This is a genomic window from Corynebacterium aquilae DSM 44791 (genome assembly GCF_001941445.1).
In the GTDB taxonomy this organism is placed as follows: domain Bacteria; phylum Actinomycetota; class Actinomycetes; order Mycobacteriales; family Mycobacteriaceae; genus Corynebacterium; species Corynebacterium aquilae.
In genome coordinates this window covers 1,571,353-1,592,348 of sequence record NZ_CP009245.1, presented here as the reverse complement: position 1 = coordinate 1,592,348, position 20,996 = coordinate 1,571,353, and the positions used below count along the sequence as shown (strand labels likewise).

Genomic DNA, 20,996 nt, shown 5'->3' with positions numbered 1-20,996 from the left:
CCAGCGGCCCTCACCTTTTTACAGAAAAGAGGTGAGGGCCGCTTGGTGTTTTAGTCGCGTGTTATGTGGGAAGTTGAGGTGGAGCGCAGAGCGATTGTCACAATGTGGGCTGCGATGGCCAGGAGGTAGAGCAGCCAAAGCCACTGTGCAAGTTGAGTGGTGGCAGCGGGGCGCATGACGATTAGGACGAAGATGCTGAGCAGTATCGATAACCCGCTTCGGATGGTGAGTGGTTGTTTGTCAGCTCGCCACAGTTTGTTGATGGTGTAGAAAGATTCTGCGCACAGCGCTGCCAGGATGAGGGGGACGAACATGGTTCTAGGCTTCCTTTCCTAACAGCTTCTTGCCGATGGCGGTTTGATTTCCTGGGGTGTTGCTGACGACCACGACGGCTTCGCCAGTGTCGGGGTTGAGTCCCAGAAAGCTGCCGTAGCCTCCGGTCGCACCGTTATGCCAGGTGATTGGGGGAGTGTTCGGGTTGGTGTCGGTGGGGGAGTCGATGACCCAAAACACACCGGCCGAGGAGTTCTCAGATCGTTTTGTCAGAGGCTCAAGCGCAGATTGACCAGGGGCAGAGTTAGTGGCGAGTGCTTGGGCGAGGAGAGCTAAATCTTGCGGGGTGGAGACGATGCCTCCGGCTGGTGCGTATTCAGTCATGGTCCATCGCTGTTGGCTGACTCCGGCCTCGTTTTGGCCAGTGCAGACCTTCGAATCAGCAGTCTGGACCTCCGTGTTGTTCATTCCCAATGGCTCAAACAGGCGTTTTTTCATCACCGTCGCGTAATCGCCTCCGAGATACTTGGGGAAGAGTTCGTAGGTGGCAGCCGCGCCCAGATTTGAGTACTCGTAAGTGCGGTCTCCTAGTGTCGCTTCGTTGATGTGGTGGGAAAGTGAGCCTTCGTCGAAAGCGTAGGGATTGCGTCCCAGTGTTGCGTTGATGAGTGAGCTAAAGATGGCTGTTGGTTTGTTGCTCAGCCGGGGCAACCCTGAGGTGTGTGTGACGAGATCTTTGACTGTGATTTCCGGGCGGCTGGGTAGCGGCGTGTCCAAGCTGAGTTCACCCTTGTCGATGGCATCCGCCAGGACAAGGCCAGTCATGGCTTTGCTTAAGGACCCCACCTCGTAGAGTTGGCCGCAAGAATCGTCTTCGATGGAACGAATGTTCGGTTGTGTACCCGGTTTGATGTGAACGATGGCGCCACGTGTGCCATTGAGCCCCTCGAGATCCGGCATCGTTGCTGTGTGCGGGCGTTTGATGATGCCGGTGATGAGAATGACCGCTGCGAGGACAAAGAGAACGTATTTGGCGTTTTTCATGAGGGATCCTTGGTTGCCGACAGGATGACGAGGAGGGGGATTCTGCGGGCGGCGGGGATGACCCAGTTGTGGTTGTCGCCGGCGGTGAGCCATCCGGCGGCGCGGAGTTGTTTGATGTGGTGGTAGATCTGTCCGGTGGTTCCTAGGGTGCTGTTGTCGGCGAGTTCGCGGACGGTGGTGATGCCTTGGGAGATCATGTGGAGTACTTGGAGGCGGACGGGGTGCCCAAGGGCGGCAATGGTTTCGGCGTTCTGGCTCCAGTCGGCTGCTTCTAGCGAGTCGATGGTGGCGCCCATTTGCCAGCGGATTGTGCCGTCGATGCCGCCGTAGATGACGGAGTCTTGCTGGTGGTGTTTTTCGATGCCGTCCAACAACCAGAAGGTGCCTGTGGTGTTGGGGGCTTCTGTGGTGTTAGTCGTGGGGTCTGCGGGGTGGTGGTGTTCTAGGGCGTGAACTCGGCGTTCGAGTGCTGCGAGTCGTGATTCGAGGTCGTCAAAAGCCATCATGCTTCAAAGAATACGTAAATACGTAACTTGTTGACGGGCTTTTGCGAAAAAACACCAGGAGCAAGGACTGCTCCTGGTGTTGCGTGTATGAAAGTGTGAACTACCCGCCGATGAGTACGGCGTGGGCAATCATCTGGTCAAAGCGTCTCACATCGACGCCCCGACCGAGCTTGATTTTGATGTGCCCGGCCCTGGTCCACAATTCGACCTCGGCATTGAAGTCCATGGTGCCGGCGTTTTCCGTAGACCACATGTTGATTGAGCTGTACGGCAGAGAGTAGATCTCCACCTTCTTGCCGGTGATTCCTTGCGCGTCCCTGACGATGAGGCGTTTGTTCGTAAAGATTGCGCTGTCGCGAAAGGTTTTAAAGGCTGCGTAAGCGACCTCGCCTTGAACCAGAAGCTGGGTGACGTCTTGGGGGATAGGGATCTCGCTGAGCAGGGTCCACTCTGTGATTGCTTTCATTTCCATACCCAGTAATCTAGGCCGAACGGGCGCTTGTGCGCTGGAAAAATGCCAAGTTTCTCAGGGCCAAACTGCACTACTTGCAAGGGCTACCTGCCAAAAATTACGGCCACCGCCAGCATGGCCGGGAGGGATATGAAGGTCGTAAGCAAGATGGTATCGCGAGCGACGACCATTCCTTTTTGATAGGTTGCGGCATAGTTGTACACGTTTTGGGCGGTGGGCAATGCTGCCAAAATGACGCAGGCGTACAGGGCGTCGCCACGCAGGCCAAAGGTGAGAGCCAGGAGGGCTGAAATTGCAGGCATCGCCAGGATCTTCAAACCAGTCGAAGTTAGTGCGGCTGCCCTTTCCGTGGCATCCCGCAGAGGGCGCGCATCGTGCAGGGAAGCGCCAAAGCTGATCAGGATCATGGGAATCGAGGCTCCGCCAAGAATCTTCAGTGGCTCATCGATCACCTCTGGGAGGTGCACTCCACCTAGGCTTACCGCGACGCCCGCCGCGCTGGCCACCACGATGGGGCTCAATAGCGCCTGGCGCAGTGCGCTACCGACGGAGCCGGGAGCAATGAGCGCCAAAATAATAGGGGTAAAGACGGTGAGCTGGACTACCAGCAGTGGGGGAACATAGGCGGCGTTGCCCAAAACGTAGATGCCGACAGGAAGACCGATGTTATTGGAATTGACATAGCAACTCGCAGCGGCGCCCATCACGGTGGATTCTTTATCGGTGCGAAACACGAGGAGAGATATCGCGGCGAAAATGCTGGCGGTTATTGCCGCGGAGAGTGCCTGAACGCCGATGACCGGTGAGAAGAGGTGGTTGGGGGCGGAGTGGGAGACGACGCTAAACAGCAGGGCGGGCGTGGCGGCGTAAAAGGCCACCTTGTTAAGCACAAGACGCTGAGAGTCATTGGCGATAATCCCCGTGCGTGACAGGATGTAGCCCACCGCGATCACTGCGAAGATGATGCTGAAACCTTCAATAACGCCAATCATTGGCATTACTTTACTCTGGTGGCATTTTATGTCGGTGTGGCCGCTTGGTTGTCGCGCTGAGCTAGTCGCTGGGTTGCTTCCTTCAGGGGCGTGGGTCGGAGTGCATAAAAGCCGGCATTCGCTGTCTTCTTTGTGTCTGCAGACGACGCCACGGTTGTGCCGAATGGTGCCCATGTGGTGGAAGTGAATGTTTGTGCAGGTCACTTGGGGTGAACGGTGCGGGCAAGGAGTGTCTGTGGTGGGGGAGAGGTGCCCGGAAAATCTTCTCGCGTGTCGTGAGAATCTTTAATCCTGGAAAAGCCGCCATGACCTGCGTGGATAGATTCTTCGCCGGGAGTTGATGAAGTGGCTTTCACCAGGTACTTGGGGGGGTTCACCTTGGTTTTTGTCGGTGCAGTGCTAGACTAGCTGAAGCTTCGCAGCCGACATGCTTGAAATTTAGCAGGTTACGGCCGTGAAACATGTACAAAAGTCCAGGTCGCACATAGCGTTAGTGCGGGAGCTTTTTTACAACGCCTTTCAATGCGTTGCTTGCTCCCTGTATCTCGCGGGATGTGTGGCGTGTGGACATCCGAAAATTTTTAGATGGAGGAAACCCCGTGGCCCTTCCCAAGTTGACCGACGAGCAGCGCAAGGAAGCCCTCGCGAAGGCCGCTGAGGCTCGCAAGGCACGCGCTGAGCTGAAGGAGAACCTCAAGCGCGGCAACACCAACCTCAAGGAAGTTCTGGACAAGGCTCAGAGCGACGAGATCATCGGCAAGACCAAGGTCTCTGCCCTGCTGGAGGCTCTGCCCAAGGTCGGCAAGGTCAAGGCTAAGGAAATCATGGACGAGCTGGAGATTGCTCAGACCCGTCGCCTGCGTGGCCTGGGTGAGCGTCAGCGTCGTGCCCTGCTGGAGCGTTTCGGCTTCGCTTCCGAGGACTAAAAATGTCCGGCGATAACCCCAAGGGACAGCTGGTCGTTCTGGCCGGCCCCTCTGCCGTTGGTAAGTCCACGGTGGTTCATCGCCTGCGCGAGGAAATCCCCGAGATGTACTTCTCGGTGTCGATGACCACCCGCGCACCCCGCCCCGGGGAACAGGACGGAGTTGACTACTTCTACGTCACCCCGGAGCAATTCCAGGAAAACATCGACCAAGGTCGCATGTTGGAATGGGCAGACATCCACGGCGGTCTGCAGCGATCCGGCACCCCAGCCCAGCCTGTCGAAGATGCGCTGGGCCAGGGACGACCCGTTCTGGTTGAAGTCGACCTGATCGGCGCCCGCGCCATTGCTGCACTCAAGCCAGAAGCACACACCGTTTTCCTGGCGCCGCCGTCCTGGGACGTTCTCGTTGAACGCCTCACCGGTCGCGGAACCGAGCCGCAGGATGTCATCGACCGTCGTCTGGAAACTGCGCGAGGTGAACTCGCCGCACAAGACGAGTTCCGCCACATCGTTGTCAACGACAACGTCGATGACGCAGTGAGCCAGATTCGCGCCATTTTGATGGGCGAAGTCTAGACCAGGCGCACTAGAAGCCACCGCACCGTCTCTTAGGATGGTGCGTGGTGGCTTTAACCAGCTAAGCTGGTGCGCTGAACGAATCATTTTCAAACAACCACGAAAACGAGTTGACGTGACTGACGTTGCAACTGACCTGAAGCTCGCCCACGACCGGGCAGTGAACGACGAGATCTTCGATCCGCCGGTAGGTATTACCGCTCCGCCGATCGACAATCTGCTGAAACACGTGTCTTCCAAGTACGCGCTGGTGATTTTCGCTGCGAAGCGTGCTCGCCAGATCAACAGCTACGAGCTGCAGCAGGAGGAAGGCGTCTTCGAGTACGTGGGTCCCCTGGTGAACCACACTAAGGAAGAAAAGCCGCTGACGATCGCACTGCGTGAGATCGACCGCGGCCTCCTGGAGCACCAGGAAGGCTAAACACGGCCGACACCCAATGGGTCTTGCCGCACACACCGTGCCGGTAAGGCCCTTTTTGTGTCCCCAGCGCGCTTTTATCCACCAGCGCACGCCGCCAAGCCCGCCGGCGACAGGAACCAAAGTGCACTACCTGAAGATGTTGTGACAAACGGTTGGGTAGGGTAGGGGCAATTGCCCATGAGCCTGCGCGCCACCGCAGCGCCAGCGGCCGTTTCACGATTGCTGTTTTTTAAGGATCACCATCGACATGTCTCAATCCACACCTGAAGTCCCCGCACCCGTTCGCGTTGTGGTCGGCGTCGCCGGCGGAATCGCCGCCTACAAGGCGTGCCACCTCGTGCGGCTTTTTGGTGAAACCGGGCACGATGTGCGCGTGGTCCCCACCCCAGCAGCCCTGGAATTCGTTGGCAAAGCCACCTTCGAAGCGCTGTCCGGAAACCCCGTATCAACCACCGTGTTTGATGCCGTCGACGAGGTGCGCCACGTCGCCGTCGGCCAGCAGGCTGATGTGGTCGTGATCGCGCCAGCGACCGCAGACGTCATCGCCCGCCTGGCGGCAGGGCGCGCAGACGACCTCCTGACCGCGACCTGTCTCGTCGCGACCTGCCCAATCGTGGTCGCACCCGCCATGCACACAGAAATGTGGAACAACCCAGCCACCCAGGACAACGTGGCCACTCTGCGACGCCGCGGCCTGACAGTCCTCGAGCCGGCCCACGGTCGCCTCACCGGTAAAGACACCGGGCCCGGCCGGCTGCCGGATCCCGAACAAATTTTTGCGCTCACCGAATACGTTCGCCAGGCGGGAGCACTGCCCCGTGACATGGAAGGTCTCAACGTGGTGATCTCTGCCGGTGGCACCCGCGAAGCTATCGACCCGGTACGTTTCATCGGCAACCATTCCTCCGGAAAACAAGGCTTCGCCCTGGCCGAAATCGCCGCCCAACGCGGCGCCCGGGTCACCGTTGTCAAAGGCGCCACCGTCGAGATGCCCACCCCAATCGGGGCGCAAGTTATTCCCGTCACCAGCGCGCTTGAGCTCGAAGAAAAAATCAACGAGCTAGCCCCACGCAACGACATCATCGTGATGGCCGCAGCAGTAGCCGACTTCCGACCCCACCACGCAGCCAACTCCAAACTCAAAAAAGGCCAATCCAGCGACGCGCTGTCGCACATCGACCTCGTCGAAAACCCCGACATTCTCGCCGGAGTTGTCGCCACACGCCACCAAGGCGCCATCCCCGCCGACACCACCATCGTCGGCTTCGCCGCAGAAACCGGCGACACCCAAAAAACCGCCGCCGACTACGGGCGGATCAAACTAGCCAAAAAAGGCTGCGACATCCTCATGGTCAACGAAGTTGGGGAAGGAAAAGTCTTCGGACAAGCCACCAACCAGGGGTGGCTGCTGGACTCTCGCGGTGCAGAACAACTAGTTCCGGCAGGCACAAAATATCAGGTAGCTTCCCAAATCCTGGACGCGGTCGTCGCGCACCGCGCAGCCCAAAACTAACAGCTTGCCCAAAGAAAAGGCCAGATAAAAGGCCTTTTGGGCAGAGGCGTGGCCAGCAATTAGTCACAAGGGAATTGACTAGCTAGACCGCTTAGTCTATATTTGCTTTGTGTAGCTGCCGTATGCCCCCATGTCCTGTGTGAGCCAGACATTCAGTCGACAATGCTCGGTGCATCGGCCAGAAAACCTCCACGACGGCACACGCCCCGTACAGCGCATTACGCACACGTTCCCGAACGCCGGCGCCCGTCACACACTCAACTTCTTTCTTTTCGATTGGAACATGCACGTGGGTAACAACTCCCAGAATCTCCGCCTGTTTACCAGTGAGTCCGTCACTGAAGGCCACCCGGACAAAATTTGCGACGCCATCTCCGACACCATCCTGGACGCCATGCTTGCCCAGGACCCCAACGCCCGCGTCGCAGTAGAAACCGTCGTCACCACCGGTCTGGTACAGGTCGTCGGCGAAGTAAAGACCAGCGGCTACGTCGAAATTCCCCGCCTGGTGCGTAACAAACTGTGCGACATCGGATTCACCAGTTCCGATGTTGGATTCGACGGCAACTCCTGCGGCGTTTCCGTCGCCATTGGCGAGCAGTCGGGCGAAATCGGTGCCGGTGTTTCCACCCCCACCGACAAAGCCGATCACACCGACGAGCAGGCCGACGGCCAGATTGGTGCCGGCGACCAGGGCCTGATGTTCGGCTACGCCACCAACGAAACCCCGGAATACATGCCGCTGCCGATCTCCATCGCGCACCAGCTGGCCCGCCGACTGACCGACGTCCGCAAAAACGACATCGTGAGCAACCTGCGGCCCGACGGCAAAACCCAGGTCACCATCGCCTACGACGACCAGAACCGCCCCGTGCGCATCGACACCATCGTCGTGTCGACCCAGCACGACCGTGAAGTAACCCAGGAGCGGCTCAAGGATCAGATCCGCACCCAGGTTGTCGACTATGTTCTCGAGCAGGCTGGCGTACAGCACCTCGTCGACGACGAACTGCAGCTGTTCGTCAACCCCTCCGGAAGCTTCATCCTGGGTGGCCCCATGGGGGATGCAGGACTGACCGGCCGCAAGATCATCGTCGACACCTATGGCGGCATGGCCCGCCACGGCGGTGGTGCTTTCTCCGGCAAGGATCCCAGCAAGGTTGACCGTTCCGGCGCCTACGCAATGCGCTGGGTTGCCAAAAACATCGTGGCTGCAGGCCTTGCTGACCGCGCTGAGGTTCAGGTCGCCTACGCCATTGGCCGCGCCAACCCCGTCGGCCTGTACGTTGAGACCTTCGGCACCGCGAAAAACGGACTGAAAGACTCCGACATCCAGCAGGCTGTGGAAAAGGTCTTCGACCTGCGCCCCGCCAGCATCATCCGCGAGCTCGACCTGCTGCGCCCGATCTACGCACAGACCGCCGCGTACGGCCACTTCGGCCGCACCGACCTAGATGTGCCGTGGGAGCGCACGGATCGCGCCGAGCAACTGCGCGCAGCCGCCGGCCTCTAAATAGCCGGCCCGCACCTCCAACACCAAGGGACGCCACGACCAGTGGCGTCCCTTGGCGCATGCGCGCCCAAAAACAGCTGGCAGATCAATAATTGCAGGCCTTTGCTCGCGATTGCGCCCCAACCATTAGAGTTATTCGCATGCCAACCTCCCGAATCCCCGCGCCACATTTGCCGGTTGCCCAAGTGCTTCCGCTGCTGCCGCTGGCGCACCTGGACCGGGCGTTTGACTACCACGTCAAAGAAGAACAACACGACATCGCGCAGCCTGGCGTGAAAGTCAGGATCTTCTTCCACGGGCGTCGCGTCGATGGCATCATCCTCTCCCGATCCGCCGAGGCCGAGTACGACGGCAAACTGGCCTGGATCGAAAAGGTCATCTCACCGGAAGTCGTTCTACCCCCAGACTCTCTAAGGCTCGTCGAAGCCGTCGCCGAACGCTACGCCGGCACCCGCAGCGACGTCATTCGACTGGCCATACCGCCACGACACGCCGGTGCCGAAAGCTCCGACACTACAACCGCATGGGAAGAACTGGGTAGTGTCACCGAGCCCGACCTTTCAGACTGGTTGACCTACCGGTACGGCGAATCCTTCGTGGACGCTGTACTGGCTGGGCAGCCCGCGCGTGCCGTCTGGCAGTGGATTCCCCACGACAGCCACATGCAAGCACTAGCAGCACTTGCCACCAAAGTTGCTGCCGGTGGCGGGGGAGTGCTCATCGTCGTTCCCGACCAAAAAACCTTGGATCGAACGGTAAAAGAACTCAAGAGCCACGTAGGCGCGAAACAGATCACGGAACTGTCCGCTTCTTTAGGCCCCCAGGCCCGCTACCGTCGATTCCTTTCCATTCTCCATGGTCAGGGAAGACTTGTCGTCGGCACGCGTTCCGCCATGTTTGCGCCAGTGCACAATCTTCGGCTGTGTGTTCTGCTCGACGATGGCAACGACAACCTCGTCGACCGGCTTTCTCCCTACCCCCATGCCCGAGAAGTCCTGGCAACCCGCAGCGCGCACACCGGATGTGCCTTCATCATTGGTGGATTCGCGCGCACCGCAGAAGCACAGCTGCTAGTGGAAACGGGATGGGCACACGAACTGGTCGCCCCCAGAGAAGTCCTGCGCTCCCGCATGCCACTGATCCGCGCCAGCGGTGATAACGACTTTGAAATGGCGCGCGATCCCCTCGCGCGGGTAGCGCGCATCCCCCGCCAAGCCTTCGACGCCATGCGCAAAGCGCTTGCCGACGATCGGCCAGTTCTCGTGCAGGTTCCCCGCACGGGATACATGCCAAGTTTGCAGTGCGGCCACTGCCGAACCCCGGCGCGGTGTCGCCACTGCCATGGCCCCTTGGCGATCCCGTCGGGTTCAGCGGGCCCAGGCGGGCAAGACTATGCGCTCCCGGAATGTCGGTGGTGTGGTCGCCCCGACGGCCATTATGTGTGCAACGAGTGCGGACAATCCGGGCTGCGCGCACACGTCACTGGTGCGGCACGCACCGCAGAAGAACTGGGACGAGCTTTCCCGCAGATACCGGTTCTTAGCAGTGGCGGATCCCGAGTGCTCGACGAAGTACCAGCTAAAGCGGCGCTAGTGATCTCCACCCCGGGAGCCGAACCCCGGGTGGCAGTGCCGGACAAAGACACCGATTCACCTGATGCCGCGTACGCATCCTACGGCGCTGCTGTCTTTCTCGACACCTGGGCCTTGCTGATGCTTCAAGATCTGCGGGCAACAGAGCGTGCCCTGAAGCGTTGGCTGGATGCTGCAGCTCTCGTCGCTCCGCACGATCACGGTGGGCAAGTCGTCATCATGGCTGATCCGGCGCTGCCTGTCGTGCAGCGACTCATTCGCTTCGACGCTGCCGGCGCTGCGGCAGCGGAACTAGCAACCCGCCGCGATACTGAACTACCGCCAAGCGTGTCGATGGCTGCCATCGACGGCCCTGGTCGCAGCCTGGATGCTATCCAGCAACTCATCGAACTTCCTCCCGGGAGTGTGTACCTCGGCCCGACAGATCTGCCACTGGGTGTGAAACTCCCAGGCGAGTACGACGAGAAGCGCTTTGGTCCCGCCCAACGACTGCTCGTGCGAGCTCCCATCTCCCAACGCGCCGCCCTCGCACGTGCCCTCAAGCACGCAATGTCGCAACGCGCCGCGCAGAAAGACGAACTGCCCATACGGCTGCAAGTCAACCCCATCCAATTCGGCTAAACGGGCTTGGCTTAGCGTTTTGCCCAATCCAGGCGGTAGCCTGGTCACTGTTCATTCGGTTGCCCTCGGGCACCAGCGGTCCACCCCGTGTCCGCGTTCCACCCTGCCCTGTGAGAAAGAGATCTAGCGTTCCATGGCTGTACGTCCCGTCCGACTGTTTGGCGATCCGGTGCTCAAGAGCGAAGCCGAAGAAATCACCGAGTTCGATGATTCTCTCAAGCAGCTCGTCGAAGACATGCTTGAAACGATGGATGTGCATGGCGGTGTGGGCCTGGCAGCAAACCAAATTGGTTTGTTGAAGCGCATCTTTGTTTACGACTGCAGCCACGAAACCCCTGGGGCACGCGGACACGTCATCAATCCCGTGTGGAAGCCCAAGGGAGACGACACCGTGCTGAAAGAAGAGGGATGCCTGTCGATCCCCGATATTCACGCCGATGTCGAGCGTTATGCGGAAGTCACCGTCACAGGTGTCGACTGCGAGGGAAATCCGGTGGAGTTTGATGCGGAAGGCTTGCTGGCGCGCTGCGTGCAGCACGAAACCGACCACCTTGACGGCGTGTTGTTCTTCAAGCGTTTGACCCCGGAGCGCCGAAAAGCTGCGATGAAAGAAATGCGGAATACCCAGTGGTTTATCGATGGTGTTGAATCCGTCTAAACCTCTAAACACTGTTTCTTTTCAAATTTTTCCCTTGACTAGTTTTGAAAGTCTTTTATGCGCCTAGTTTTTGCCGGTACCCCCGAACCCGCGGCAGCAGTTCTTGCTCACCTTATTGACTCTGACCACACAGTCGAGGCGGTCATTACTCGCCCCGATGCCCGCAAGGGGCGTGGTCGAACCCTGCACCCCTCACCAGTTGCAGAGCTGGCAGAAAAGCACGGCATTGAGGTGTTAAAAGCCGCAAAGCTCACAGCGGAGGATGAAGGCGGGGCAGTTGTGCGTCAACGTTTGGCGGAGATCGCCCCGGATTGCATCCCGGTCGTCGCTTACGGCGCGCTGGTTCCCAAGGACTTGCTGGATGTCGTGGAGCACGGGTGGGTCAATCTGCATTTTTCTGTGCTGCCGCAGTGGCGCGGTGCCGCACCTGTACAGGCGGCTATTGCAGCCGGCCAGAAGGAAACCGGTGCGACGGTGTTCCGCATCGACGAAGGCCTGGATACTGGTCCGGTGTTGTCCACGATGACCACAACCATCGATGATGACGACACCACTGAGACTCTTCTTTCGCGGTTGGCCGAGGAAGGTGGGCAGTTGATGGTGGACACCTTTAGCGCCCTTGAGCGTGGTGACATCACGCTGAAGGAGCAGGTGGGTGAGGCGTCTTATGCGCATAAGATCACCACCGACGATGCCCGCATCGACTTCACTCGCTGCGCCCACGACGTGTCCTGTCATATTCGTGCCGTTACTCCAGCTCCCGGCGCCTGGTGTGAAATGGGTGACCAGCGCATCAAGTTGGGGCCTGTGACCGAATATGGGGGCGAATTGGATGTCGTGTTGGACCCGGGCCTCATGGTCCTGCAGAAAAAGCAGGTGCTAGTGGGGACGGGTACGACCCCCGTGGTGCTATCCACGATCCAAGTTCCCGGCAAAAAGTTTGTGCCTGCGGCGGACTGGGGCCGAAGCCAGCAGCCAGGTGAAGAGCTGATTCAGATCGATGGTCGAGACTATCCGTACAGGAGACTTCAATGAGTGGTGGCTTTCGCAGTCGTGCCCGTGGTGCGGGCAACCAACAATCCTCAGGGGAGAAGCCTTCTGGCCGTCTCAAGCGTTCGGGCGAACGTGCGTCCGAGGGGAATGCGTCACGCGGTCAACGTCCGCAACGGCGCAGTGAGGCTTCGCGGGATGATCGTCGCGGTTCACGGGAAACCCGTGGTCGCGATGACCGCAACCAATCGCGCGGTCAGCGTGGCGGCAAACGATCCGAACGAAAGCCCGGATATCGCCCATACCGTGGTGTGGATGTTGCCCGCAGTGTCGTTTTCGACGTACTGTGCCAGGTCGAACGCGATGGTGCATACGCCAACCTAGTGTTGCCGGGGGCGCTCAGAGATGCCGGCTTGTCGGGTCGTGACGCGGCTTTTGCCACGGAGTTGTGTTACGGCACGCTGCGCCAGCAGGGAAGCCTAGATCGGATGCTCGACGTGGTCTCCAGTCGTCCGGTTGAAACACTGGCCGTCGAGGTACTGGTGGCGTTGCGCCTGGGGTTGTATCAGATGCTGTTTACTCGCGTTGATGACTATGCCTGCGTGGACGCCAGCGTGAATTTGGTCAAGGGTAGCGGTCAAGATCGCGCTGCCGGCTTCACCAATGGCATTCTGCGCAGTTGCTCGCGTGCCGGAGAATCCCTGCGAGTTAAAGCCCGCCCGAGCGGAGAACTCGCGGGAATTGCGTTTGATCATGCGCACCCAGAATGGATCGCTGCATCCTTTGCCCGGGTGCTGGGCATGGTGGACTTGCCGGACGCTCTCGAGGGCGATTCCGTGCGCCCCGTGGTCCACTTGGCAGCCCGGCCCGGCGAAATGAGCGCGGAAGAACTCGCCGCGATGACCGGCGGTGAGATTGGCGAGTTCTCTCCGTACGCGGTGATCCTGCCCGGTGGTGACCCGGGTGATGTCGAAGCAGTCGCGCAAAAGATGGCTCACGTGCAGGACGAAGGCTCGCAGCTGATCGGCCGGGCGCTGGTTGAAGCCCCCGTCGAGGGGACAGATTCCGGCCGCTGGGTCGACCTGTGTGCCGGCCCGGGAGGCAAGAGCGCCCTGATTGGTGCGCTGGCAGCTGTCGATGGTGCTCATGTGGACGCAGTCGAGCTGCAAAAGCACCGCGCCCAGCTAGTGGAAAAGGCCTGTGCAGGTCTTCCCGTGACGGTGCGCGTGGCCGACGGCCGCGACAGTGGCATTGAACCGGGAGTTGACCGTGTGCTCGTGGACGCTCCGTGCTCGGGCCTGGGAGCGCTGCGCCGCAGGCCGGAGGCGCGTTGGCGCAAGCAGGAAGCAGATATCGCTGAACTGGTGGTGTTGCAGGAACAATTGCTGCGTTCCGGAATTGCTTTGGCGCGCCCGGGCGGTGTCGTCGTCTATTCGACCTGTTCGCCGGATCTGCGCGAAACGCGCGAAGTGGTGGAAAAGGTGCTTGCTAGTGGCTCGGTGGAGGAGCTCAATGCCCACGATTTCGCGTGCGGTGCGCAAGATCTCGGCGACTACCCCTCCGTCCAGCTTTGGCCGCACAGGCACGGCACTGATGCCATGTTCTTTTCTGTGCTGAGGGTCGTAGACCCGAACAAGGCGCAGGCTTAGCAGCTTCTGTGTCTGATACACCCCGACCATCGTGCTCACTGCGCACTGAATGGTCGGGGTGTTCGTCTGGTTGGGGACAGGTAGGTGATGTTGATGAAAAGGAAGCTCATGTGTGCTGTTCGCCACTGATTTGCGGTTAGGATGGGGGATATGAATTCTCCCGCATCTTCTCGCCCCATTCCAGAGTTTCCTATCATCGCCCCGTCGATTCTGGCGTGTGATTTTTCGCGCCTCGCGGAGGAAGTCCAGGCAGTGTCTTCTGCTGGTTGGATTCACGTTGATGTGATGGATGGGCACTTCGTGCCGAACCTGTCTTTTGGTGCAGATATCGTGGCGGCTACGCGGCGCAGCACAGACAAAATCCTCGACGTTCACTTGATGATTGAGAATCCGGAAAAGTGGGTGCAAAACTACATCGATGCTGGGGCCGACTGCGTCATTTTCCACGTTGAGGCTACGAACGATCCGGTAGCGCTGGCCGATAGTCTTCGCGAGCGTGGCGTCCGCGCTGGTATCTCGGTCAAACCTGGCACCCCGATTGAGGATTATCTCGGCGACCTGGAGCACTTCGACTTGGTGTTGGTTATGAGCGTGGAACCTGGCTTCGGTGGGCAGTCTTTCATGCCGGATCAGGTCGAAAAAGTTGCTACCTTGCGCCGTGAGATCGATGCTCGAGGGTTGAACACCATCATCGAAATCGATGGTGGCATTTCTGCCAAAACCATCGAACAGGCTGCCGCTGCGGGCTGTGACGCCTTCGTCGCCGGGTCTGCCGTCTACAAGGCGGATAACCCTGACGCGGAGGTCGTGCGTCTGCACGAGTTGGCCTCTGCAGCCCTTCCTCGATGATTCAGCGCGGCGCCGTCCCCCGGTGCACCGCACAGGATTGGCTCGCCGATCCTGCACACACGCGAGCCTGGCACTGTGCCCTAGAACAAGGCCTGCGTGCTGTGGGATCAACGCGCCCCAATCCGCCAGTAGGTGCTGTCATCATCAGCCCGAACGGGCAGGTGTGTGGACAAGGACACACCCAGCCCCCGGGGTCTGCCCATGCTGAAATCATGGCGTTGCACCAGGCGGGTACGGCTGCGCGTGGCGCTACCGCAGTCGTCACCTTGGAACCGTGTAACCATACCGGTCGTACCGGACCGTGTTCCAAGGCCTTGATCGACGCTGGTGTTGCTCGTGTCGTGATCGGCACAACCGACCCCAATCCGCACGCTGCCGGTGGGATTTCCAGTCTGATCGCCGCGGGGATTGAGGTGATCGTGCTGGATATTGTGTCGGAGGCTCTGCGCCCTTGGCTGCACTGGGTAACAACCGGCCGCCCGTGGGTGACCTGGAAGGTTGCCCACACGCTGGATGGTTTTATTGCTGCCGAGGATGGCACCAGCCAGTGGATCACCTCTGAGCAGGCGCGCGCGGCAGCCCACGTAGACCGCGCGCACCGGGATGCCATCGTCGTCGGTACGGGAACAGTGTTGGCCGACAATCCTCGGCTGACAGCCAGGGATACTGACGGCAGCCTTTTGGAACGGCAACCAGAACCCATTGTTATAGGTGGACGCCCGATTCCAGACTCTTTCCACCTGGCAACTAGGGGCGTACGTCAATTTTCGTCCATTGAGCAAGCATGGGAATACCTCGGCGCGCAGGGGCACGCGAACGTGTTGGTCGAAGGGGGAGCAGGACTTGCCCACAGTCTGCTGTCCCAGGCAATGGTCGACGAGATTCACGCCTATATTGCACCGAAGATCCTGGGGAAGGGAACCCCCATGATTGGGGGAGTTGTGGGGTCGACGCTTAGTGACGCGCAACAATTTGAGATAGTAGAAACTACGCCGCTTGGGCCAGACCTTCGGCTAGTACTAAGGAGACAGTGAGCAGCTCATGTTTACCGGCATTGTCGAAGAAAAAGGCGTCGTTAAAGGCGTCGAAAAACTTGGAGATAGCGTGCGTTTGACGGTCGGAGCAACGACCGTTCTTGATGACGCCAGCCACGGAGATTCCATCGCTGTCAACGGTGTGTGCTTGACCGTCGCGGACAAGGGTGAGGGATGGTTTGCTGCGGACTGCATGCAAGAAACCCTTGATCGTTCGTCCTTGGGCGAGCTTGCTGTGGGTGATCCCGTCAACCTTGAACGCGCAGCACGGGTGGATTCCCGCCTCGGCGGACACATTGTGCAGGGCCACGTCGATACCCGGGCGAGCCTGATTTCTCGGAGCCCGAGTGAGCATTGGGACGTTGTCCGGTTCAGCCTAGACCCAACCATTGCCCGATATGTGGTGGAAAAGGGATCCATCACAGTGTCCGGCACCTCCTTGACGGTCAGCGCCGTGGGCGATGATTTCTTCGAGGTGTCCCTGATCCCGGTGACGCTAGAGGAAACGATCTTGGGCGACCTACAGCCTGGAGACACCGTCAACATTGAGGTCGACATCATCGGCAAGTACGTCGAGAGATTGCTGGCTGCCGGTACCCGAGAAAGCGAAAGCAAATGACCACCACCATCACCAATCCCGCAGCCAATGACAACGAAGGCGTTCGGCTCGACAGCATCGAGCGCGCCATCGCCGACATCAAGGCCGGAAAAGCCATCGTCGTCATCGACGACGAGGACCGGGAAAACGAAGGCGACATTATCTTCGCGGCCGAAAAAGCCACCCCGGAACTACTGGCTTTCATGGTGCGGCACTCCAGCGGGTATGTGTGCGCCTCCCTGGAAAGCGCAGACTGCGAACGGCTGAACCTGCCACCCATGGTCGCCTACAACCAGGATGCCCGCGGTACCGCGTACACCGTCACCGTTGACGCCAACACCGGATCGACCGGCATCAGTGCGGCATCACGCGCCGAGACCATCCGCCGCCTGGCCGACCCGAACACCACGCCCGCCGATTTCACCCGCCCCGGCCACGTGGTGCCGCTGCGGGCCGTACCGGGAGGCGTGCTCAGGCGTGCCGGCCACACCGAAGCGGCTGTCGACTTTGCCCGATTAGCAGGACTACGCCCAGCCGGTGTGCTGTGTGAGGTCGTCGGCATCGCCGACCCCACCGATATGGCCCGCACCCCCGAACTGCGTCAATTCTGCGACGAACACGACCTGGCGCTGGTGTCGATCGCCCAGCTCATTGAATACCGTCGTCGCACCGAGTCGCTGGTCACCCGGGTGGCCACCACCCGCCTGCCCACGGAATACGGGGAGTTCACCGCCTACGGCTACCGCGCCCACGACGGACTCGAACACGTCGCCCTGGTCGTCGGGGACATTAGCTCCAACAACGGCCAAGACGTGCTGGTGCGCGTCCACTCCGAATGCCTCACCGGAGATGTTTTCGGATCCCGTCGCTGCGATTGCGGCCAACAGTTAGACAAAGCGATGCGCCTGGTCCAAGAAGCCGGACGCGGTGTGATCCTGTACATGCGGGGGCACGAAGGCCGAGGCATCGGGCTGATGTCGAAACTGCAGGCCTACGCCCTCCAAGACCAAGGCGCAGACACCGTGGACGCAAACCTCGCGCTAGGGCTGCCCGCAGACGCCCGAGATTTCGGCACCGGCGCACAAATCCTGGTCGACCTCGGGATCAGAAGCATCAATCTGATCAGCAACAATCCCACCAAACGCGCAGGCCTATCCGGCTACGGGTTGGACATCACCGGCCGCACCGCCATTCCCATCGAAGTCCACGAAGACAACGTGAACTATCTGCGCACCAAACGCGACCGCATGGGACACGAACTGCCCGGCCTGGACTAACCCAGCCACCGAGACAACAATCAACAAGCTGCAAGGAGAAAAACTATGAGTGGTGCAGGACTGCCCGCCGTAGAAACAGTCGACGCCCAAGGGCTTACCGTTGGCATCGTCACCGCGCTGTGGAACGCCGACATCTGTGACCGGCTGCATCAGCACGCAATTGACGCCGCTCAACAGTGCGGCGCCTCCGTAATCGAGACTCGTGTGGTTGGCGCACTGGAACTATCTGTCGTCGCCCAAAAGCTCGCCACCCACTGTGATGCCGTCGTGGCAAACGGCTGCGTCATCAAGGGTGGTACTCCCCACTTTGATTACGTGTGTGACTCGGTTACCCAGGCACTGACCCGCATCGCACTCGACACCGGGGTGCCCGTCGGCAATGGGGTATTAACCTGCAACACCCACGAGCAAGCAGTCGCGCGCAGCGGTGCGCCCGGCGCGGCGGAAGATAAAGGTCGGGAGGCGACGTTGGCGGCGCTGCACACCGCTGTGACGCTGCGCCAGTTGGACCAGCAACTCTAGCCAAAACCCACCAGGTGGTGCACGGCGTACTAAGCTGGCATCATTGCTTCGCGTCGATGGCGCGCGGGCGCAGCCACACATGCACGCCTGCCTATGCCATCGCCGCAGTTCAGCGCAGAGCTATCGGTGGCGCATATTGTATTCACTGCAAGTGTTAGCGCACCTGACGAAAGAGAACTTTTCAGCGTAATCATGGATAACACCACTTCGGACAACATTCGGCAGGTTGGCCGCCTCGTCGCCGCGAATCCCGTGACCACCACCACGAAACCATGGGAATTGGTGGTGACCAGTCGAGTGCTGAAGATTCGGATGATCATCGCGATCGTGATCGTCATGCTGATTCACATTTTCATGGCCTTTGCTGTCGTCGCGGGTGATACCGGCGCCAAAGTCGATGTGGTCGACCAATTCGCATTCACCGGAATCGGTTTGGTGATTTCCGGCGCTTTGCTGCTCATGCTGCGCCCGCGGGTGCGCGTCAATTGCGATGGCGTTGAGGTGCGTAATTTTCTGGCTCCCCAGTTTTACCCCTGGGAGCTCATCTACGGATTGTCTTTCCCGAAGGGTGACCACTGGGCACGGTTGGAGTTGCCCGATTTTGAGTTTGTTTCGATGATGGCGTTCCAGGCTGGGGATAAAAAGACCGTGGTCGAGGATGTGCGCAAGTTCCGAGAGCTGGAAGACCGGTACATGCCGGAGGACTAGTCTCTAAAGCTGTTGTTTACCCCGTGGTTTGAGTCGAAAACCATGGGGTTTTGTATGTGAGAGAGGTTGTCGTTGTGGCTGATCCGACTACGTACCGACCGGCGCCGGGCACGATTCCGTCGGAACCGGGGGTGTATAAATTCCGTGACGATTCTGGGCGGGTGATTTATGTCGGAAAGGCCAAGAACTTGGCTGCCCGACTGTCGAACTATTTTCAAGACCTTTCACAACTGCATCCGCGCACCCGCACCATGGTGACGACGGCGTGTTCGGTGGAATGGACCGTGGTGGCCTCCGAGGTGGAGGCACTGCAGCTGGAATACACCTGGATCAAGCGCTTCGACCCGCGGTTTAACGTCAAGTATCGCGACGATAAAACTTATCCGCTCCTGGCGGTCTCAACGGGGGAGAAGGTGCCGCGCGCTTTCGTGTATCGCGGTCCGCGTCGTAAAGGCGTGCGCTATTTTGGCCCCTATTCTCATGCGTGGGCGATTCGCGAGACGCTCGATTTGTTGTTGCGGGTCTTTCCGGTGCGTACCTGTGCCCCGGGAGTGTATCGGCGGCATGAACGCCTGGAGCGCCCCTGTTTGTTGGGCTATATCGATAAGTGTGCGGCCCCGTGTGTGGGGCGGGTGAGTGCTGCCGAGTACGCCGAAATCGTTGGTGGGTTTGTCTCTTTCATGGCAGGCAATACTGACCGGGTGGTGCGTTCCTTGGAAAAGGAGATGCATGCGGCGGCTGAGGAGTTGGACTTTGAAAAAGCTGCGCGCTTGCGTGATGACGTGGGCGCGGTGAAACGGGCGATGGAGCAGCAGGCCGTGGTGTTGGGCGACGGTACTGATGCTGATGTGATCGCTGTTGCGGTCGATGAGCTTGAGGCTTCGGTACAGATTTTTCACGTGCGGGCCGGGCGTATTCGCGGTCAGCGCGGCTGGGTGGTCGAAAAGCCGGACGTGACGGCAATCCCCGGTGGCTCACAACCTGCCCCCAGCGGCGATAGCCAGGAACAAGAACTGCCGGCCGCGGTGCGCGGTGTGGGCGATATTTCGGGCGCTGATCCTGCGGTGGCGCAATTGTTGCAGGATTTTTTGGCCCAGTTTTATGGTGATTCTGTCACCCGGGCGCGGGAGGAACGCGAACTGGATCAGAAACTGGAGCTTCAGGCCTCCGGGGCGAGCACAGATACCGGGGATGGCCCTGTTGCGCGTCGTGGGGTGGATCAGCAGTCCCATGAGGCGGTGGAGGAAAGTCCGATCCCTCGTGAGGTTTTGGTGCAGGTATTGCCGGCGGACGTCGAGATGATGACGGGTTATCTGTCGGATCTGCGTGGTTCTCAGGTGTCGGTGAGGGTGCCGCAGCGGGGCGATAAAAAGGCGCTCATGGACACGGTGGCGCGTAACGCATTGGAGGCTTTGAAGCAGCATAAGCTGAAGCGGGTGGGGGATTTGACCGCCCGCAGTGCGGCGCTGCATGAGATCCAGGAGGCGTTGGGGATGGATCAGGCCCCGCTGCGCATTGAGTGCACCGATATTTCCCATATCCAGGGCACTGATGTGGTGGCCTCCTTGGTGGTGTTTGAGGATGGCTTGCCGAAGAAGTCCGACTACCGCCGGTACAAGATTTCCCAGGCCGCGGGGGATGGACGTTCGGATGATGTGGGCAGCATTCGCGAGGTCACCAGGCGGAGGTTTTTGCGGCATCGTAAGGGTGCGACCGAGGTGCCGGAGGAATCAGAGTTTGATGGCTCGCGTTTTGCCGATGAAAAGGTGCAGGTGGAGGAGCAGTCTGTGACGGGTAAGGCGTTTGCGTATCCGCCGCAGTTGTTCATCGTCGATGGTGGCTTGCCGCAGGTCAATGCGGCCGCGGAGGTTTTTGATGAATTGGGGGTGGGTGATGTGATGTTGATTGGTTTGGCGAAGCGCTTGGAGGAGGTGTGGTTGCCGGGGGAGGAAGATCCGGTGATTTTGCCGCGTAATTCCCAGGGCCTGTTTTTGTTGCAGCATATTCGTGATGAGGCGCACCGTTTCGCGATCACTTTCCACCGTCAGCAGCGGTCGAAGCGGATGCGGTCGAGTCAGCTAGACGGAATTAAGGGCTTGGGGGCGGTGCGTCGTACCGAGTTGGTAAAGCATTTTGGTTCGGTTGCGCAGCTGAAAAAAGCCAGTGTGGAGGATATTGCCCAGGTCAAGGGTTTTGGTCCGCGGTTGGCGGAGGAGGTCTTTCGGGCGTTGCACCCGTCTTCGGGCTAGTGGGGGTGTGT

Annotated in this window: 22 protein-coding genes; 17 read left to right on the top strand and 5 right to left on the bottom strand. The window is 59.8% G+C overall.

Annotation, left to right across the window (positions count from 1 at the left end; genetic code table 11):
* Positions 1 to 50: 50 nt before the first annotated feature.
* The 5 genes from CAQU_RS06695 to CAQU_RS06675 form a co-directional block, all read right to left on the bottom strand.
* On the bottom strand, positions 51 to 314 hold the full coding sequence (locus CAQU_RS06695) for a hypothetical protein (protein ID WP_075726324.1): 264 nt from the start codon (positions 312 to 314) through the stop codon (positions 51 to 53).
* Between the two features lie 4 nt (positions 315 to 318).
* Entirely contained in the window at positions 319 to 1,317 is a 999-nt protein-coding gene (locus CAQU_RS06690; protein ID WP_075726322.1) for a serine hydrolase domain-containing protein, read from the bottom strand.
* Positions 1,314 to 1,823, bottom strand: a complete 510-nt coding sequence (locus CAQU_RS06685) for an ArsR/SmtB family transcription factor (protein ID WP_211276109.1) — start codon at positions 1,821 to 1,823, stop codon at positions 1,314 to 1,316. Before CAQU_RS06685 ends, CAQU_RS06690 begins: the two co-directional genes overlap by 4 nt.
* A 100-nt stretch (positions 1,824 to 1,923) precedes the next feature.
* Positions 1,924 to 2,295: a PH domain-containing protein gene (locus CAQU_RS06680; RefSeq protein ID WP_075726318.1), complete on the bottom strand. Its 372-nt coding sequence runs from the start codon at positions 2,293 to 2,295 to the stop codon at positions 1,924 to 1,926.
* 83 nt (positions 2,296 to 2,378) lie between these two features.
* Entirely contained in the window at positions 2,379 to 3,287 is a 909-nt protein-coding gene (locus tag CAQU_RS06675; RefSeq protein ID WP_075726316.1) for an AEC family transporter, read from the bottom strand.
* Positions 3,288 to 3,886: 599 nt separating this feature from the next.
* Here CAQU_RS06675 and mihF point away from each other — a divergent pair.
* The 17 genes from mihF to uvrC all read left to right on the top strand — a co-directional run bounded on the left by mihF (position 3,887) and on the right by uvrC (position 20,985).
* Entirely contained in the window at positions 3,887 to 4,213 is a 327-nt protein-coding gene (gene mihF, locus CAQU_RS06670; protein ID WP_075726314.1) for an integration host factor, actinobacterial type, read from the top strand.
* A gap of 2 nt (positions 4,214 to 4,215) precedes the next feature.
* Positions 4,216 to 4,791 carry a guanylate kinase gene (gmk, locus tag CAQU_RS06665; RefSeq protein WP_075726312.1) on the top strand — a complete coding sequence of 192 codons (576 nt, stop codon included), beginning with the start codon at positions 4,216 to 4,218 and terminating at the stop codon, positions 4,789 to 4,791.
* 160 nt (positions 4,792 to 4,951) lie between these two features.
* Entirely contained in the window at positions 4,952 to 5,212 is a 261-nt protein-coding gene (rpoZ, locus tag CAQU_RS06660; protein WP_245797329.1) for a DNA-directed RNA polymerase subunit omega, read from the top strand.
* Positions 5,213 to 5,459: 247 nt separating this feature from the next.
* Positions 5,460 to 6,725 (top strand): bifunctional phosphopantothenoylcysteine decarboxylase/phosphopantothenate--cysteine ligase CoaBC, encoded by a 1,266-nt coding sequence (gene coaBC / locus CAQU_RS06655; protein WP_075726310.1) that lies wholly within the window; start codon positions 5,460 to 5,462, stop codon positions 6,723 to 6,725.
* 283 nt (positions 6,726 to 7,008) lie between these two features.
* Positions 7,009 to 8,238, top strand: a complete 1,230-nt coding sequence (metK, locus tag CAQU_RS06650) for a methionine adenosyltransferase (RefSeq protein ID WP_075726308.1) — start codon at positions 7,009 to 7,011, stop codon at positions 8,236 to 8,238.
* A 140-nt stretch (positions 8,239 to 8,378) separates the two neighbouring features.
* The gene (locus tag CAQU_RS06645; RefSeq protein ID WP_075726306.1) at positions 8,379 to 10,451 is read left to right on the top strand and encodes a primosomal protein N'; all 2,073 of its coding nucleotides are present in this window, start codon (positions 8,379 to 8,381) and stop codon (positions 10,449 to 10,451) included.
* 133 nt (positions 10,452 to 10,584) lie between these two features.
* The gene (gene def, locus CAQU_RS06640; RefSeq protein ID WP_075726304.1) at positions 10,585 to 11,109 is read left to right on the top strand and encodes a peptide deformylase; all 525 of its coding nucleotides are present in this window, start codon (positions 10,585 to 10,587) and stop codon (positions 11,107 to 11,109) included.
* A 57-nt stretch (positions 11,110 to 11,166) separates the two neighbouring features.
* Positions 11,167 to 12,144: a methionyl-tRNA formyltransferase gene (fmt, locus tag CAQU_RS06635; protein WP_075726302.1), complete on the top strand. Its 978-nt coding sequence runs from the start codon at positions 11,167 to 11,169 to the stop codon at positions 12,142 to 12,144.
* Between the two features lie 3 nt (positions 12,145 to 12,147).
* The gene (locus CAQU_RS13095; RefSeq protein WP_245797222.1) at positions 12,148 to 12,483 is read left to right on the top strand and encodes a hypothetical protein; all 336 of its coding nucleotides are present in this window, start codon (positions 12,148 to 12,150) and stop codon (positions 12,481 to 12,483) included.
* Complete coding sequence (locus tag CAQU_RS06630) at positions 12,411 to 13,748, top strand: RsmB/NOP family class I SAM-dependent RNA methyltransferase (RefSeq protein WP_245797221.1); 1,338 nt, start codon at positions 12,411 to 12,413, stop codon at positions 13,746 to 13,748. Before CAQU_RS13095 ends, CAQU_RS06630 begins: the two co-directional genes overlap by 73 nt.
* A gap of 150 nt (positions 13,749 to 13,898) precedes the next feature.
* Positions 13,899 to 14,597 carry a ribulose-phosphate 3-epimerase gene (gene rpe / locus CAQU_RS06625; RefSeq protein ID WP_075726298.1) on the top strand — a complete coding sequence of 233 codons (699 nt, stop codon included), beginning with the start codon at positions 13,899 to 13,901 and terminating at the stop codon, positions 14,595 to 14,597.
* On the top strand, positions 14,594 to 15,631 hold the full coding sequence (ribD, locus tag CAQU_RS06620; protein ID WP_075726296.1) for a bifunctional diaminohydroxyphosphoribosylaminopyrimidine deaminase/5-amino-6-(5-phosphoribosylamino)uracil reductase RibD: 1,038 nt from the start codon (positions 14,594 to 14,596) through the stop codon (positions 15,629 to 15,631). Before rpe ends, ribD begins: the two co-directional genes overlap by 4 nt.
* A 7-nt stretch (positions 15,632 to 15,638) precedes the next feature.
* Positions 15,639 to 16,250, top strand: coding sequence for a riboflavin synthase (locus CAQU_RS06615; protein WP_075726294.1), 612 nt, complete (start codon positions 15,639 to 15,641; stop codon positions 16,248 to 16,250).
* Positions 16,247 to 17,506 (top strand): bifunctional 3,4-dihydroxy-2-butanone-4-phosphate synthase/GTP cyclohydrolase II, encoded by a 1,260-nt coding sequence (locus tag CAQU_RS06610; protein WP_075726292.1) that lies wholly within the window; start codon positions 16,247 to 16,249, stop codon positions 17,504 to 17,506. Before CAQU_RS06615 ends, CAQU_RS06610 begins: the two co-directional genes overlap by 4 nt.
* A gap of 45 nt (positions 17,507 to 17,551) precedes the next feature.
* The gene (gene ribH / locus CAQU_RS06605; RefSeq protein WP_075726290.1) at positions 17,552 to 18,028 is read left to right on the top strand and encodes a 6,7-dimethyl-8-ribityllumazine synthase; all 477 of its coding nucleotides are present in this window, start codon (positions 17,552 to 17,554) and stop codon (positions 18,026 to 18,028) included.
* A gap of 192 nt (positions 18,029 to 18,220) precedes the next feature.
* Entirely contained in the window at positions 18,221 to 18,736 is a 516-nt protein-coding gene (locus tag CAQU_RS06600) for a PH domain-containing protein (RefSeq protein ID WP_084562860.1), read from the top strand.
* A gap of 74 nt (positions 18,737 to 18,810) precedes the next feature.
* Complete coding sequence (uvrC, locus tag CAQU_RS06595) at positions 18,811 to 20,985, top strand: excinuclease ABC subunit UvrC (protein ID WP_075728489.1); 2,175 nt, start codon at positions 18,811 to 18,813, stop codon at positions 20,983 to 20,985.
* Positions 20,986 to 20,996 lie beyond the last annotated feature (11 nt).